Source organism: Microbacterium sp. CIAB417, assembly GCF_022788845.1.
Genome location: NZ_JAHZUT010000011.1, coordinates 112,561 through 127,887, shown reverse-complemented (window position 1 = coordinate 127,887; position 15,327 = coordinate 112,561). Strand labels below are relative to the sequence as shown.

The 15,327-nt window shown below is 69.8% G+C and carries 15 protein-coding genes and 1 riboswitch; of the genes, 1 reads left to right on the top strand and 14 read right to left on the bottom strand.

Annotated features, from left to right (window positions below; translation table 11 throughout):
• Window positions 1-94 precede the first annotated feature (94 nt).
• The 12 genes from KYX17_RS28740 to KYX17_RS28685 form a co-directional block, all read right to left on the bottom strand.
• Window positions 95-1,060, bottom strand: coding sequence for an NAD-dependent epimerase/dehydratase family protein (locus KYX17_RS28740; RefSeq protein ID WP_243232645.1), 966 nt, complete (start codon window positions 1,058-1,060; stop codon window positions 95-97).
• Window positions 1,061-1,105: 45 nt separating this feature from the next.
• Window positions 1,106-3,253, bottom strand: a complete 2,148-nt coding sequence (locus tag KYX17_RS28735) for a bifunctional hydroxymethylpyrimidine kinase/phosphomethylpyrimidine kinase (protein WP_243232643.1) — start codon at window positions 3,251-3,253, stop codon at window positions 1,106-1,108.
• On the bottom strand, window positions 3,250-4,092 hold the full coding sequence (gene thiM, locus KYX17_RS28730) for a hydroxyethylthiazole kinase (protein WP_243232642.1): 843 nt from the start codon (window positions 4,090-4,092) through the stop codon (window positions 3,250-3,252). Before thiM ends, KYX17_RS28735 begins: the two co-directional genes overlap by 4 nt.
• Window positions 4,082-4,175: riboswitch (TPP riboswitch) on the bottom strand. It overlaps the preceding gene by 11 nt.
• Window positions 4,176-4,198: 23 nt before the next feature.
• Window positions 4,199-4,906, bottom strand: coding sequence for a DUF402 domain-containing protein (locus KYX17_RS28725; protein ID WP_243232641.1), 708 nt, complete (start codon window positions 4,904-4,906; stop codon window positions 4,199-4,201).
• A 59-nt stretch (window positions 4,907-4,965) separates the two neighbouring features.
• Window positions 4,966-6,138 (bottom strand): glycoside hydrolase family 3 N-terminal domain-containing protein, encoded by a 1,173-nt coding sequence (locus KYX17_RS28720; protein ID WP_243232639.1) that lies wholly within the window; start codon window positions 6,136-6,138, stop codon window positions 4,966-4,968.
• Window positions 6,139-6,275: 137 nt separating this feature from the next.
• Window positions 6,276-8,777, bottom strand: coding sequence for a phenylalanine--tRNA ligase subunit beta (gene pheT, locus KYX17_RS28715; RefSeq protein WP_243232637.1), 2,502 nt, complete (start codon window positions 8,775-8,777; stop codon window positions 6,276-6,278).
• Window positions 8,777-9,817: a phenylalanine--tRNA ligase subunit alpha gene (pheS, locus tag KYX17_RS28710; protein WP_243232636.1), complete on the bottom strand. Its 1,041-nt coding sequence runs from the start codon at window positions 9,815-9,817 to the stop codon at window positions 8,777-8,779. The genes pheT and pheS overlap by 1 nt, the downstream gene beginning before the upstream one ends.
• A 45-nt stretch (window positions 9,818-9,862) precedes the next feature.
• On the bottom strand, window positions 9,863-10,786 hold the full coding sequence (locus KYX17_RS28705; RefSeq protein WP_243232631.1) for an amino acid ABC transporter permease: 924 nt from the start codon (window positions 10,784-10,786) through the stop codon (window positions 9,863-9,865).
• Entirely contained in the window at window positions 10,783-11,439 is a 657-nt protein-coding gene (locus KYX17_RS28700) for an amino acid ABC transporter permease (protein WP_243232630.1), read from the bottom strand. Before KYX17_RS28700 ends, KYX17_RS28705 begins: the two co-directional genes overlap by 4 nt.
• A gap of 65 nt (window positions 11,440-11,504) precedes the next feature.
• Window positions 11,505-12,416 (bottom strand): glutamate ABC transporter substrate-binding protein, encoded by a 912-nt coding sequence (locus tag KYX17_RS28695; protein ID WP_243232629.1) that lies wholly within the window; start codon window positions 12,414-12,416, stop codon window positions 11,505-11,507.
• A 42-nt stretch (window positions 12,417-12,458) separates the two neighbouring features.
• Window positions 12,459-13,208, bottom strand: a complete 750-nt coding sequence (locus KYX17_RS28690) for an amino acid ABC transporter ATP-binding protein (protein ID WP_243232628.1) — start codon at window positions 13,206-13,208, stop codon at window positions 12,459-12,461.
• Window positions 13,209-13,287: 79 nt separating this feature from the next.
• A complete protein-coding gene (locus KYX17_RS28685) occupies window positions 13,288-14,100 on the bottom strand; it encodes an RNA methyltransferase (RefSeq protein ID WP_243232627.1) in 813 nt (270 codons plus the stop codon).
• A 92-nt stretch (window positions 14,101-14,192) separates the two neighbouring features.
• Between KYX17_RS28685 and KYX17_RS31930 the strand changes: the two genes are divergently transcribed.
• Complete coding sequence (locus KYX17_RS31930; protein WP_243232625.1) at window positions 14,193-14,609, top strand: DUF2809 domain-containing protein; 417 nt, start codon at window positions 14,193-14,195, stop codon at window positions 14,607-14,609.
• Window positions 14,610-14,681: 72 nt separating this feature from the next.
• Here KYX17_RS31930 and rplT read toward each other — a convergent pair whose 3' ends face one another.
• Window positions 14,682-15,068, bottom strand: a complete 387-nt coding sequence (gene rplT, locus KYX17_RS28675; protein WP_243232623.1) for a 50S ribosomal protein L20 — start codon at window positions 15,066-15,068, stop codon at window positions 14,682-14,684.
• A 33-nt stretch (window positions 15,069-15,101) separates the two neighbouring features.
• Window positions 15,102-15,296, bottom strand: coding sequence for a 50S ribosomal protein L35 (gene rpmI, locus KYX17_RS28670; protein ID WP_243232621.1), 195 nt, complete (start codon window positions 15,294-15,296; stop codon window positions 15,102-15,104).
• Window positions 15,297-15,327: the final 31 nt, after the last annotated feature.

Genomic DNA, 15,327 nt, shown 5'->3' with positions numbered 1-15,327 from the left:
GGCAGCGCTCACGAAGAGCGTTGCGTGAGGGTGCGCGACCGAAGGCATGTCGCGACCATAGCGCCCGGATCCGCGCGCGTGCAAATCCGGGGCGTCACCCGCGCAGTTCCCGCAGCAGCGCTTCCTCCTCGTCCCGGGTCAGTCCTGCACGTCGAGGACGGTCGACGCCGCGGGCGCGCTCGTCGGCGACGACCTTCGCGATCGTGTCCTCGAGCGGGGTCAGTGCGGCGCCCTCGGCCAGATACGCCCGGTTGCTGCGCCGGAGGAACCCGCTCATCTCGGCCGGCAGCCACAGCGGCAGCGACCGCTCCCCCATCCAGTAGTCGACCTCGTGATCGGCGAGCCAGGCTTCGCCGGCCTCCACGACCTCACCGGAGTGCCGTGTCGCAGCCCGGACGAGTGCAAGCATCTCGCCGAGCGGGAGAGGCTCCCCGATCGCGTTCAGGATGCCGTGACCGCGGTCCGTCGCGATGAAGGCGGCGAGATCCTCGACATCGATCACCTGGGCCCAGGCTTCCGCGAGCGGAGGCACGAGCACCGCTTCCGCGCCCGCGCGTTCGAAGGCGGCAGCCCAGTACCCGAACCGGTCGCTCGGGTCACCGGGCCCGACGATGAGCCCCGGACGCAGGATGCGGGCACGATCACCGAGCGATCCGACGGCCTGTTCGGCGGCGACCTTCTGGGCGGCGTAATCGTCCTCATCGCCCTCGCGGGCGGGTGCATGCAGCGGCGACGGCTCGTCCGCGTCCGGTGTGCTGTCGTCCGCATACACCGACATCGACGACACATACGTCCAGCGGCGAGCGCGGCCGGCGAGCGCCCCGACGGCTCGCTCGACGTGGCCGGCCCGTGATGAGACGTCGACGACCTCGTCCCAGTCCCGCTGCAGCTGGTCGTAGACGCCGTCGTCATCGCGATCGCCGCGGACGAGAGCCGTCCCGTCCGGAGCCGGACGTCCACCGCGAGCGAGACAGGTCACACGGGCCCCGGCATCCCGCCAGCGCTCGGCGATCCGCGACGACAGCCAGCCGGTCCCGCCCAGGATCAGAACGTCGGTCATGCGTCCATGTCACCAGGTCGACCGCGTCGGAGGAAGGGCTTCCGCTCAGAGCGGATCGACGCCCATGGGAGCCGCGAAGAAGGCGAGCTCCAGCTCACTGGAGCGCGCGAAGGCGCGGAACATCCTCTCGCGACCGTCGACGTCCGAGGCCGATGCGACCCGCGTCACGTAGTCGATCGCCTGGGTCGTGGCGACCTCGAACGCGGGGTCTGCATAGGTCGCGAGCCAGGAGGCGTAGGGATGCTCCGGGTCACGGGCGCGCTCACCGAACTCCCCCGCATGCAGGCGGCGTCCCAGATCGGTATAGAGCCAGAAGCACGGCAGGATCGCGGCGATCAGCTCGCCGTACTCGCCGCCGAACGCCGTCGAACGCAGGTGATCGAGGTAGGAGGTCGTGACCTCGGAGGGCTCCGCCGCGAACGTCTCACGTCCGATGCCGCTCTCGGGCGTCAACCACGACGCGTGCAGTTCCAGTTCGCCGACGATCGATCCGCGCGCGGAGTCCGCCCAGAACGCCTGCTCCATGGGCGTCGGGGCCAGCCTTGCCGCCTCGGCGAGGACCCGCGCGTATTCCCGGAGATACAGTGCGTCCTGCGCCAGGTAGGACAGGAACCGCCCGCGATCGAGTGTCCCTGCGGCGAGGCCTCGGACGAAGGCCGCGTCGTCGATGCTCCGGCGGATGCCGCGAATGCTCTCCCACCAGTCGCTCTCGATCTCGGCGGCCTCCGGTGCGGTGTCCGTGCCCCCGCGGCTCCAGGACCCGGCGAAGTGATGAAGCGGTCCGTGGCCGCCTCCGACGCCGAGTTCGCCGCTCGCGCGGAGTGATTCGCGGAGCCAGCGGCGCGACGCGGAGACAGCGTCGACGGGGTGCTCGCCGCGTGCGAGACGCGTCGCGAGCGCCGAGGACAGCGAACAGCCCGTTCCGTGTGTATTGACCGTGGCGATGCGTGTTCCACGGAACTCCGCCCGTACGTCACGTGCCGCGTCGATGAGCGCGTCGGGTGCGTCGTCGCCGTCGAGGTGTCCGCCCTTCACGAGTACGGCGGCCCCGATCCGCGCGGACACAGCCTCGGCTGCGGCGAGCGCGTCGTCCCAGCCGTCGATCGACCGGCCCGCGAGAACCGCGAGCTCGGCGAGATTGGGAGTCACGACATCGGCATGCCGCAGCAGGTCCTCGAGTCCCTGCTCCGCCTCGCGGTCGAGAAGACGATCGCCGCTGGTGGACACCATCACGGGGTCCACGACGACGATCGGCGGACGGACCTCCCGGAGCCACGCGGTCACCGCGCTGATGACTTCGGCGTTCGCGAGCATCCCGATCTTCACGGCATCCACCATGATGTCGTCGGAGACCGCGTCGAGCTGCTCGCGCAGGAAGCCGACCGGCGGGACGTGGACGCCGCGGACGCCACGGGTGTTCTGCGCGGTGAGAGCCGTGAGCACGGCCATCCCGTATCCCCCGTTCGCGGCGATGGACTTGAGGTCGGCCTGGACGCCGGCGCCGCCGGACGGGTCGCTGCCCGCGATGCTCAAGACCCGCGGCACACCGGCGGCGCGCCAGCGCCGCACGAACTCCGCTGCCGCGGTCCGCGGATCCTCGGCTGCGCACAGCGCGGAGACGACTGCGAGGCCGGCTGCTCCGGCATCCCGCAGCCGCTCGGTGTCCTCGATGCTCACCCCGCCGATCGCGACGCAGGGCAGCGGGCTCGCCAGCGCGAAGGACCGGAACCCCTCGATGCCCAGTGCCGGCGGGTGATCCGGTTTGGTCGTGGTCGGGCGGATCACACCGACGCCGAGGTAGTCCACGGTCCCCTCCGGCAGGGCCAGAACGGCATCGAGGTGCTCGGGCCTGTGGGCGGTGAGCCCGATCAGCGCCTCAGGTCCGAGCGCCTCACGAGCGCGGAGGACGGACACGTCTCCCTGCCCCAGATGCACGCCATCGATGCGCGCTCCCGCCGCCCGCGCCGCGAGCGCGGCCTCCACCCGGTCGTTCACCACGAGCAGGGCGCGTCCGTCGATGACACGGGACAGCTCGACGAGCTGCGCCGTCGTCTCGGCGTCCGTCGCCGTCTTGTCTCGCAGCTGCACGACGCGCACGCCTCCGGCGACGGCCTGACGGACGGTCTCGATGACGCCGCGACCGCCGCAGAGCGACGTGTCGGTGACGAGATACAGCGAGAGGTCCGGGGTCATCGGACGGCGCCTTCGACACGTGCGGCAGCAGCCACGTCGTCCGGCCGTACAGCCGCGAGCGCGTCGAGCAGTGCGACCGCGAAGCTCCCCGGCCCCCGTGAGGCACGCGCGGCGTTCTCCGCTGCGACCGTGTACACCAGACTCGCCGCCGCGACCGTCACCAACGGATCGCCGGTGCGCGCCGTCCCGAGGAATGCCGCCATCACCGCGCCGAGTGCGCATCCGCCGCCGGTCACCTTGGTGAGCAGCTCGTGTCCGTTCGCGATGCGCAGGACGCGCGCGCCGTCCGTGATGAGGTCGACCGGTCCGGAGACCGCGACGACGCCGCCGTGGCGTTCGGCGAGCGCGAATGCGGCGTCGGCCGCGGCATCCGTGCTGTCGATCGCATCCACACCGCGGCCGCCGACGGAGTGACCCGCGAGTGCCAGGATCTCCGACGCGTTGCCGCGGATCGCCGTGGGATTCTGCTCGGCGAGCTCTCGGGCGAGAGCGGTGCGCACCGGCAGCACGCCGATCGCGACGGGGTCGAGCACCCAGGGCGTGCCGGCGTCCACGGCGCCGCCGACGGCCTCGCGCGCGGCGTCGCGCTGCTCGGGCGTCGGCGTGCCGAGGTTGACCAGCACTCCCGAGGCGACGGATGCGAACATCCTGGACTCGCCGACGATGTCGACCATCGCCGGCGCAGCGCCGAGCGCCAGCAGCGCGTTCGCGGTGAACCCCGTCACCACTGCGTTCGTGATGCAGTGCGTGAGCGGCGGCGCCGCGCGCAGCGCATCGAGGAGAGCGCCGGCCTCCGTGACGAGGTCGGCTTCGGACGGTGGGCAGAGGCGATCGCTCACGCGACATCCCTTCGCTAGTACGAACTAGATCAGGTTCGACGGGTGTGTTCTCAGCCGCGGATGCGGCACCCCGTGTCACTGCCTCGCAGTCTAGCGAAGCGGTCGTTCAGGACGGCAGGTCCGCCAGTTCGGCGACCGTCCAGGACGGCTCAGGCCGCCAGCGCAACCACTCCGGCGCGAACGCCCAATGCCCCGCGTGGAAGGACGCGATGGCGGCCGCAGCGTGATCCTCGATCAGGGCGGCCTCCTCCGGTGCGATGCGTCCCTGCTCGACGGCCGCGACGAGTTCGTCCTCGTCCTTCATGTGGATCGTGCCGTCAGCCGTGATCCACACGTCCAGCACGTGATCGGACGAGTACGTCGCCCGATCCGTACGCTGGTGCGCGTTCTCGAGATTGACGTACCATCCGCCGAAGGTCCACTCGGAGCCGTCCGCCTCCTCCCAGAAGAGCCAGACCGACCACGGCAGGTCGGCCGGTGCGATCCGCAGGATGCCGTTGCCCCACCAGTCCTCGACGATGCGGGTGCGCGGCACGCGCCAGCGCTGGTCGAGCGGAACCGTGCGGATGCGACGGCCGTCCGGGGCGCCCATGCCTTCGAGCCTCGTTCCCACCCCCAGCCACGCGACGAGGCCTCGCTCGTCGTCGCGCACGACGCGCATCGGGGCGATGTTCGACGCTTCCCCGTCCTGCCAGCGCGGCTTGCGGTAGTGCCAGTCGATCTGCGCGCCGGGAGCGAGGAAGGGCGGGATGCCGAGGTCCCGCGCGCCTGCGGGGGCGGTCGGGGCGGTGGGCCGCAGGACGACGCCGGTCACTCGGCGTCCTCCCGCTCGAGAAGGTCGGCTGTCATGCCCCCATCCTGGCGCAGCTCGGCTCAGGGACGCGTCGACGCGACCAGCTCGGCCACCCGTGTCGCCGCCTCCGACAGACGCTCCGCGAACTCCGGGTCGGACTCCGCCCGCGCCGTCACGGCCTCGATGATGCGGGTGGCCGTGTCGGGCGTGGAGCCGGCGATCGTGAGGACCAGGTCGGCGCCGGCCTCGATCGCGGCCACCGCGTTCGCGACCGGGTCGGCGTAGGCCGGGTCGCCGGAGGACAGCAGCATTCCGAGATCGTCCGTCACGGCGACGCCCTCGAAACCGAGGTCGTCGCGCAGAATCGCGTACCACTCCGGCGACAGCGATGCCGGCAGGTCGGACACGCTCGTGTAGCGCAGGTGGCCCGTCATCACCAGCTCCGCCCCGGCGTCGATGCCGGCGGCGAACGGGATCGCGTCGTGCGTGCGCCAGTCGTCCAGGCTCATCGCCGTCGTGGGGATGGCGCGATGCGAGTCGCCCTCGGCAGCGCCGTGGCCGGGGAAGTGCTTGAGCGTGGTGGCGACGTACCCGCGCTCGGCCGCGACGATCGCCGCGACCCGATCGGCGACCGCCTGTGGGTCGGTTCCGTACGAGCGCTCGTGGATGAACGAGCCCTCGGATCTCGGGACATCGGCCACGACACCGAAGTTGACGTCGATCCCGGCCTGCGCCAGCATCCGCGCTCGGGAGGCGAACGCCGCCCGCGCCTCCGCGGGCGGGGCATCCTTCAGGGCCGATGCGGACGGAAGCTCGTCCCAGGGAACCCGCGCCACCACACCGCCCTCCTGATCGGTCGCGATGAGCGCGTCGTCCGAGGCGGAATGCACGGAGTCGGTGAGCGCGCGCAGCTGTTCCGGGGCGCCCGGGACGTTGTCGCCCATCAGGATCAGCCCGTCGGGGCCGCTCGCGACGTAGGCGGACAACGCGGCCGGGTCGGTGCCCCCGGCGTATCCCATGACCACGAGCGCCGCCTGCTCGCGCGCGGGCATGTCCGCGACCCGCTCGGCCGCCTTCTCGAGCGCGGTCATCGGGGCCGGTTCCGGCGTGGCCGACGGCTGCGTCGTCGGTCGCGTCGTGGTGCTCTCCGCGACGGGCGTCGTGTCCGGCGCGCAGCCGCTGAGACCGGCGCTGAGCGCCGCGACGACGACGGCCGCCCTCAGGCGCCTGCGGGTCGCGCGGGAGATCGTCATGCTTCCATCCTGCCCGCCTCCGGCTGAGCGATGGGCGGGAGCTCGACGCGACCGCGCTGCTCTTCTCAGCATCCGCGGCAGATGAATCGGCCGCGTCGGCGGGAATCAGCAGCGCGGTCCGCAGAGCCGCAAGGAATTCACTCCCGCAGCGTCGCGCCGAACCGTTCGCCGGCCAGCGCGACGCCGGCGAGCTTCGCCTCCGTGGCCTCGGCGGCGGTGAGCGTGCGGTCGGGAGCACGGAAGCGCAGCGCGAACGTGAGGCTCTTCGTCCCGTCCGGCAAGCCCTCGCCGCGGTAGTCGTCCACCAGCCGGAGGGATTCCAGCAGATCGCCGGCGCCCTCCACGAGGGTCTCGCGCAGGTCCCCGGCGGCGAGCGCCTCGGGAACGACGAGCGACACGTCCTGGGTGGCGGCGGGGAACGTCGACAGGCTCTCCGCGACGACCCGGTGACCGGCGAGCTCCAGGATGCCGTCGAGATCCAGCTCGAACACGACCGCGCGGCCTGGCAGGTCCGCGTCGGATGCCACGTCGGGGTGCAGTTCGCCGACGTAGCCGACCTCGGCTCCGCGCACGCTCAGTACGCCGGTGCGCCCCGGGTGAAGCGCTGCGCGCTGCCCCTGGACGACATCGATCTCGACGCCCGCGGCTGCCGCGATGACCTTCACGGCATCCAGCGCCTCGCTCAGACCGTACGGCTCGGCGGCGCGGCCCGGCTGGCGCGGCGTCACGTTGCCCGTGAACAGCGCTGCGACGTGGCGGCGCTGCGGCGGGATCGAGGCGTTGAGCGCCGCGAGCGTCTCGTCCGAGGGACGCACGCCGAGCGGCGGCACCTCGTCCGTCCCGTAGGCGACGCCCTCCTCCGGAAGGAACACGACACCGGTCTCGAAGATCGCGACGTCCGTCAGCCCGCGCGCGATGTTGCGATGCGCGGTCTGGAGCAGGCCGGGGATCAGCGAGCGGCGCAGGTACGGCGCCTGTCCGTCGAGAGCGTTCGCGAGCCGGATGCTGGGGACGTGCTCCCCGGTCGCGGACCCGTGCAGGTCGTTGTGCGCCTCGGTCGTGAACGGGAACGCCGGCGTCTCGACCAGACCTGCGGCGGCGAGCGCGTTGGCGACGCGGCGACGACCCAGCTGCAGCGCCGTGAGGCCGCTTCCGGACGGCGGCGTCGGCAACACAGAGGGGATGCGGTCCAGACCGTGGATGCGCGCGACCTCCTCGGCGAGCGACCACTTGTCCGTGAGGTCCGGTCGCCAGCTCGGCGGGATCACCTGCCAGCCGTCGGCGGTCTCGGTGACCTCGGCGCCGATCGTCTCCAGCGCTTCGGTGATCTCGGCATCCTCGTAGTCCACGCCGATGAGCCCGGGTACGAACTCGGCCGGCAGCGCGATGCCGGCGATCTCCACCTCGGCGTACAGCGCGCCGCCCGTGGTGTCGAGAGTGCCTCCGGCCAGTTCGACCATGAGGTCGGCGACCCGGCGCGCGGCCACGAACGGGATCAGCGGGTCCACGCCGCGCTCGAAGCGCTTGGACGCCTCGCTCGGCAGCTTGTGGCGGCGCGCCGTGCGGGCGATGGACACCGAGTCGAAGTTCGCGGCCTCGATGAGAACGTTGCGCGTCTCGCCGGACATCTCCGTCGTGCCGCCGCCCATGACGCCCGCCAGCCCGATCGGACCGGACTCGTCCGTGATGAGGAGGTCCTCGACGTGCAGCGCGCGCTCCTGACCGTCCAGCGTCGTCATCTTCTCGCCCGGCTGGGCACGGCGCACCGTGATCCCCCCGGAGAGCTTGTCGAGGTCGTACCCGTGGATCGGGTTGCCGAGCTCGAGCATGACGTAGTTGGTGATGTCGATGAGCACGCCGAGCGAGCGGATGCCGGCCAGGGCGAGGCGCGACACCATCCACGGCGGAGTGGGCCGGGACGGATCGACGTCGCGCACCACGCGCACCACGAACTCCTGCACGGCGGGCGCCTCGCGCAGCGGTTCAGCCGTCACCGCGAGCGGGAAGCCGCTGCCGGGCGCGACCTCGTCCCACTCGTGCTCCGCCGGGTCGCGGAAGTCCGCCCCGGTGGCGTGCGCGTACTCGCGCGCGACGCCACGGATCGAGAACGCGTACCCGCGGTCAGGGGTGACGTTGATCTCGACGGCGACGTCGTCCAGTCCCAGCAGCGCGATGGCGTCCGTGCCGACCTCGGGGTCCAGTCCCAGGGACGACAGCACGAGGATCCCGTCGTGCTCGTCGCCGAGACCGAGTTCCCTGGCCGAGGCGATCATGCCGTCGGAGACATGGCCGTAGGTCTTGCGCGCCGCGATCGGGAACGGTCCCGGAAGGACGGCACCGGGAAGCGTGACGACGACCTTGTCATCCGGGGCGAAGTTGCGGGCACCGCAGACGATCCCGCGGACGCCGCCGTTGGCTTCTCCCACGTCGACCTGGCACCACCGGATCGTCTTGCCGTTGGACTGGGGCTCCTCCTCGAACGAGAGGACCCGCCCGACGACGACGGGGCCGGTGATCTCGAAGCGGTGGACCTCCTCCTCCTCGAAGCCGACGGCCACGAGCGACGCGAAGACGTCCTCGGGCGTGACGTCCGCCGCCACATCCACGTACTCACGCAGCCACGAAAGCGGGACGCGCATCACACCACCATCCCGTACTGCTCGCTGAAGCGGACATCGCCCTCGGCCATGTCGCGCATGTCCTTCACATCACTGCGGAACATCAGCCCGCGTTCGATCCCCATGCCGAACGCGAAACCGCTGTAGACCTCGGGATCGATGCCCGCGGCGCGCAGCACGTTCGGGTTCACCATGCCGCAGCCGCCCCACTCGATCCAGCGCGCGCCGCCCTTGAAGGTCGGGTGCCACAGGTCGAGTTCGGCCGAGGGCTCGGTGAACGGGAAGTAGTTGGTGCGGAAGCGCATCTTCGCCTCCGGCCCGAAGAGCTGGCGCGCGAAGTGGTCGAGCGTTCCCTTCAGGTGCGCCATGGTGATGCCCTTGTCGATCACGAGGCCCTCGAACTGCGTGAACACCGGCAGGTGCGTCGCGTCGAACTCGTCCGTGCGATACACGCGCCCCGGGCACAGCACGTAGATCGGCAGCTCGCGGTCGAGCATCGAGCGCACCTGGACGGGGCTCGTGTGCGTGCGCATCACGAGGTGGCGGGAGGTCGGGTCCACGTAGAACGTGTCCTGCTCCTGGCGGGCCGGGTGGTCGACGTCGAAGTTCAGTGCGTCGAAGTTGAACCACTCGTGCTCGAGCTCCGGACCCTCCGCGATCTCCCAGCCCATGCCGACGAAGATGTCGCACACGTCGTCCTGCAACAGGGAGAGCGGATGCCGCGCGCCGATACGCGTGCGCGAGGAGACGGCGGTGATGTCCACCCGCTCGGCCTCGAGACGAGCGGCGGTCTCCGCCTCGGCCAGCTCCGTCTCCTTCGCGGTGAGGGCCTGGTTGACGCGGCCGCGTCCCTGTCCGATCAGCTTCCCGAACGTCGCCTTGTGCTCAGGGGCGACCTGGCGCATCGAGGCGTTCAGGGTCGCGAGCGGCGAACCCTCCCCCACGTGGGCCGCGCGGGCCGCCTTCAGCTCTGCGGTGCTGGCGGCGGCGCCGATCGCGTCGAGCGCTGCGGCGACGGCGGTTTCCACCGCCTCGGGCGTGATCTCGGGAACGTCTGACACGAGACACGAGTCTACCGGCGCGCGGTGGGCGCGCCGTGCCGTCGATCAGATGCCGGGTGGCAGTCCGCCCATGTCCCGCTTGCCCGCGCCCTTCTGGAGGGCGATCGCCTCCGTGAGCGTCGCCTCGTCGTCGGCTGCCGGGTTGTTGGCGTGCGCGATGGCCTGCAGCTTCGGCGACCGACGGGTGCGGATCTCGAGATACTTCGCGATGCCGGAGAGGATGAGACACATGACGATGTAGATGCCGCCGATGACGAAGGCTGACTGCAGGATCGGCCGGCCCTGCTGGGAGCTCAGCAGCTTCGCGTAGTACAGCAGCTCCGGGTAGGTGATGATGAAGCCGAGCGCCGTGTCCTTCATCGTCACCACCAGCTGGGCGACGATCACCGGCAGCATGGCTCGGATGGCCTGAGGCAGCAGGATCAGTCGCATCACGCCGCTCTTGCGCAGGCCGATCGCGTAACCGGCTTCCTTCTGCCCTCGCGGCAGCGACTCGATTCCGGCGCGGAGCACCTCGGCGAGCACGGAACCGTTGTAGAGCATGAGGGCGATGACGACCGCCCAGTACGGGGCCATCGCGATCCCGATCGACGGCAGCCCGTAGTAGAGCAGCATCATCAGCACGAGGACCGGAACGGCGCGGAACAACTCGGTGATCGCGGCCACGGGTACACGGACCCAGGCATGTTCGGAGAGCCTGCCGATAGCGAGCAGGAACCCGAGCGCGAGAGCGAGGATCGCCGCGAGCGCGAAGGCCGCGAGCGTGTTGACCAGGTGGATCCCGATCTGCTCCCAGACCCTCGTGAAGGAGAAGACGTACCACTTGCTGGCTTCGAACTGTCCCGATTCGTAGAGCCGGTAGACGAGGAAACCGAGGACGGCGACGACGACCAGCACCGTGACGATGCTGAGGATCCGGTTGCGGGCGATCGCGCGCGGTCCGGGTACGTCGTAGAGAACGGAAGTCATCGTGCGATCCTCCAGCGGCGCTCGAGGGTGTTCTGCAACCAGCTGAGCAGGAGCACCAGGATGACGAAGATGACCGCAACCCAGAGCAGCACTTCCATCGGGTTGCCTGGTCGTGTGTGGGAGTCGTTGATGGCCGCACGCACCGAGGCCAGTTCGGCGACCGAGAAGCCGGCCGCGACAGTGGTGTTCTTGAGCAGGGCGATGAACACGCTCATCATGGGCGGCACAACCGATCGGAACGCCTGAGGAAGCACGACCAGCGTCATGACCTGCCCGAACGGAAGACCGATAGCGCGAGCGGCTTCGGCCTGTCCGACGGGGACCGTGTTGATCCCGGCGCGCAGCACCTCAGCGACATAGGTCGCGGTATAGATGCCGATGGCGAGGATGCCGAGGGCGAGGTTGCTGAGGTCCGGCAGTCCGAGCTGCGGGTAACCGAACACGAAGAAGAAGAAGACCAGCGTGAGCGGAGTGTTCCTGACGAGGTTCACGTACACCGTCCCGACCCCGCGGGCGATCGGGACCGGCGAGACGCGCATCGCCCCGACGATGATGCCGAGCACCAGAGCGATCGCTCCACCGGCGAAGAACACGATCAGCGTGTTCAGAAGGCCCTCGGCCCAGAAGTCGAGGTTGCCGAAGATGGCGTCCAAGCGCGCCCTCCCCTTCTTGATCGGTGTCGGAGGGGACGGCCCGAGAAGCCGTCCCCTCCGCGCGTTCAGTCGACGGCCGGCTGCTCGACCTCGATGCCGCTCGAACCGAGGTTCTTGTCGAAGATCGCCTGCCAGATGTCGCCACCGTCGGTGAAGAGGGTGTTGATGTGCTCCTGCAGCGCCGTGTCGCCCTTGGTGAAGCCGACACCGTAGCGCTCCTCCGTGAAGAGACCGCCTACGACCTTGACGTCATCCGGGTACTGAGCCGCGTAACCGATCAGGATCGCCTGGTCGGTGGTCACGGCATCCACCTTGCCGGAGATGAGGTCCTCGACGCACGCCGAGTACAGGTCGTACTCCTGCGTCTTGATCTCGGGGAAGTTGTCCTTGATGTTCTGGATCGGCGTGGATCCCGTCGCCGAGCAGACCGTCTGACCGTTGAAGTCGGACACGTCCTCGACGTCGGTGATCTCGCTGTCGGCGCCGACGAGGAAGCCCTGCCCGGTGATGAAGTACGGCCCCGCGAAGTCGATCTGCTCCTTGCGCTTGTCGGTGATCGAGTACGTGCCGACGTAGTAGTCGATGTCGCCGTTCACGATCGCCTGCTCGCGGTTCGCCGAAGCGATCGGCTTGAACTCGATCTGCTCCTCCGCGAAGCCCAGAGAAGCCGCGATCCAGCGCGCGATGTCGATGTCGAAACCGGTGCGCTCGCCCGTCGTGACGTCGAGGTAGCCGAGACCGGGCTGGTCCTCCTTCACGCCGATGACGACGCCGTCGCGAGCGGTCATCTCGTCGAAGGTCGGGCTGCCCTCAAGGGTGACGTCCTCCGCCACCTCGAACCACGTCGTCTCCTCGCCGGCGTCGCCGCCGTCAGCGTCCCCACCCGGGTCGGACGGCGTGCCGCTGTTGCAGGCGGTCAGCGCGAGCAGCGCGGCTGCCGCGATCCCGATCCCTGCCAGTGTCCGTGTGCGTCGCATGTGCGTCTCCTTCGTGTGCTGTGTCTTCAGGATGGTCGGAAATCAGTGGGTCAGGAGCTTGGACAGAAAGTCCTTCGCCCGGTCGCTCTTGGGCGCGGTGAAGAATTCCTCGGGCTTGGCCTCCTCGACGATGCGTCCGTCGGCCATGAAGACGACGCGGTTCGCCGCCTTGCGCGCGAACCCCATCTCGTGCGTCACGACGATCATCGTCATGCCGTCCCGCGCGAGTCCCACCATGACGTCGAGGACCTCATTGATCATCTCGGGATCGAGGGCGCTCGTCGGCTCGTCGAACAGCATGACCTTCGGGTTCATCGCGAGCGCACGCGCGATCGCGACACGCTGCTGCTGACCGCCGGACAGCTGCGCGGGGAGCTTGGACGCCTGCTGGGCGACGCCGACGCGGTCGAGCAGCAGCATCGCCTCCTTCTCGGCATCCGCCTTCTTCAGACCCCGGACCTTGATCGGCCCGAGGGTGACGTTCTCGAGGATCGTCAGATGCGCGAAGAGGTTGAACGACTGGAACACCATGCCGACGTCGGCGCGCAGATGCGCGAGCGCCTTGCCCTCAGCAGGCAGCTTCTCGCCGTCGATCGAGATCGAACCGCTCGTGATCGTCTCGAGCCGGTTGATCGTGCGGCACAGCGTCGACTTCCCGGACCCCGAGGGGCCGATCACGACGACGACCTCGCCCTTGCCGACGGTGAGATTGATATCCGTCAGCGCCTGGAAGTCGCCGTAGTGCTTCTGGACGTTGTCGACGACGACAAGGGGTGCACCAGTCTCGGTCATGTCCCCACACTAGAAGTCGGCAGGTCCCGGTGCCAGAGCGGAATCGCCCGAGTTACACAGTTGTAACCGGGATGCCTCGTCAGCGCGCGGCGGCGGCGCGCTGCGTGAAGGCGCTCTCGTACAGGCAGACGCTGGCCGCAGTGGCGAGGTTCAGAGACTCCGCCCGGCCGAAGATCGGCAGCTTCAGGGCGCGATCTGCCAGCGCCAGCGCCGTGTCCTCGAGGCCGCGGGCCTCGTTGCCGAACAGCCAGGCGGTCGGCCCGTCCAGGACGCCTGCGGCGCGGGCTTCGAGCAGGTCGTCGCCCTTCACGTCGGCGGCGAGGACGGTGATCCCGGTGGCGCGGGCCCGCGCGACGACATCGGCGAGGTCGCCGCCGACCGAGACCGGAAGATGGAACAGCGATCCCGTCGTGGCGCGGACGACCTTGGGATTGTACGGATCCACGGTGCGCCCGGTGAGCACCACGGCATCCGCCCCCGCGGCATCCGCGGCCCGGATGATGGTCCCCAGGTTCCCGGGGTCGCGCACCTCTTCGCAGATCGCGATGAGCCGGGGCGAAGACGCGAAGATGTCCTTCACCGAGGTGGGCGTCTGCTGGACGACGGCGACGAGACCCTGCGGCGTGACGGTGTCCGCCATCGCATTGAGGACGTACTCCGTCACGTACTCGACCTCGACGCCGTGCTCGGTCGCCTTGGACCGGATGTCCGGGTGCTTCTCCCAGCCCGACGGAGTCGCGAACAGCTCGACGATCGCCTCCGGACGATACGACAGCGCCTCGCGCACCGCCTGAGGCCCCTCGAGAAGGAACAGACCCGTCTCGGAACGAGCGCTGCGCTTGGTGAGCTTGGCGACGGCGCGGACACGGGGGGACCGGGGATTCTCCAGCACGGTCTCAGTCTAGGGACCCGGGACCGCTCCCGCGCGTACCCGCGGAGCTGTTCATTCGGCGTCCACGCAGATCCGCCGGTTAGTGTGCCGGGGTGCCTTCCGCCGACCTGCGCTCCCCGATCCGCCGGCGCGTCGTCCTCGCCTGCGTGGCGGCGACGACGATCGCAGCGGGTCTGGTCGTGCACCGGTTCGGCTCCGGCATCCCCGGGGATGTCGCCGGGGATGCTCTGTACGCCGTCCTGGTCTACGTGCTGCTGGCCCTCGTCTCCCCGCGCAGCCCGAGACGCCTGATCGCGGCCCTCGCGCTGATCGCCTGCGCCGCCGTCGAGCTCCTCCAGCTCACCGACTTTCCCCGTGACGTCGCGGCGGCGTTCCCGCCCGCCGCCCTCGTGCTCGGCGCGGGGTTCGACCAGCGGGACCTTCTGGTCTACGCGGCCGCGGTTGTGGCGGCGATGCTCGTCGATGTCGCGATCTCGCGAGCCGCACGTCGCCGCTCCCCCGAGCGCTGACACGCTCTCGGGCGCTGACACGACGGAACGGGCGCCCTCCCGAAGGAGGACGCCCGTTTCCGCGAAGGATGCTTACGCAGCCGACTTCGGCGCGTTCACGTCCGAAGGCAGGGCCTTCTTGGCCGTCTCGACGAGCGAGGCGAACGTGGCAGGCTCGTTCACCGCGAGCTCGGCGAGCATGCGGCGGTCGACCTGCACACCCGCGAGGCCGAGGCCCTGGATGAAGCGGTTGTACGTGATGCCGTTCTGACGGGCCGCAGCGTTGATGCGCTGGATCCAGAGGCGACGGAAGTCGCCCTTGCGCTTGCGACGGTCGCGGTACGCGTAGACGAGGGAGTGGGTGACCTGCTCCTTGGCCTTGCGGTAGAGGCGCGAACGCTGGCCGCGGTAACCGGAGGCGCGCTCGAGGATGACGCGACGCTTCTTGTGGGCGTTTACCGCCCGCTTGACTCTTGCCATTTTCCTGTGTTCCTGTTCGTGCGATCAGTCGCGTCAGCGACCGAGAAGCTTCTTCGCGACCTTGGTGTCGTTCTTCGAGAGCACCTGGTCCTGGTTGAGGCGGCGGGTGCGACGGCTCGACTTGTGCTCGAGGTTGTGGCGCATGCCGGCCTGCTGCTTCTTCAGCTTTCCGCTGCCGGTGATCTTGAAGCGCTTCTTAGCACCCGAGTGGGTCTTCTGCTTCGGCATCTTCTCTTCCTTCGTATGGCGCCTTCTCAGG

Coding starts and splice junctions, on each gene's coding strand:
- KYX17_RS28740 (WP_243232645.1), bottom strand. CDS start 1,060: ATGACCGACGTTCTGATCCTGGGCGGGACCGGCTGGCTGTCGTCGCGG.
- KYX17_RS28735 (WP_243232643.1), bottom strand. CDS start 3,253: ATGACCCCGGACCTCTCGCTGTATCTCGTCACCGACACGTCGCTCTGC.
- KYX17_RS28720 (WP_243232639.1), bottom strand. CDS start 6,138: ATGACGATCTCCCGCGCGACCCGCAGGCGCCTGAGGGCGGCCGTCGTC.
- pheT (WP_243232637.1), bottom strand. CDS start 8,777: ATGCGCGTCCCGCTTTCGTGGCTGCGTGAGTACGTGGATGTGGCGGCG.
- KYX17_RS28705 (WP_243232631.1), bottom strand. CDS start 10,786: ATGACTTCCGTTCTCTACGACGTACCCGGACCGCGCGCGATCGCCCGC.
- KYX17_RS28695 (WP_243232629.1), bottom strand. CDS start 12,416: ATGCGACGCACACGGACACTGGCAGGGATCGGGATCGCGGCAGCCGCG.
- KYX17_RS28690 (WP_243232628.1), bottom strand. CDS start 13,208: ATGACCGAGACTGGTGCACCCCTTGTCGTCGTCGACAACGTCCAGAAG.
- rplT (WP_243232623.1), bottom strand. CDS start 15,068: ATGGCAAGAGTCAAGCGGGCGGTAAACGCCCACAAGAAGCGTCGCGTC.
- rpmI (WP_243232621.1), bottom strand. CDS start 15,296: ATGCCGAAGCAGAAGACCCACTCGGGTGCTAAGAAGCGCTTCAAGATC.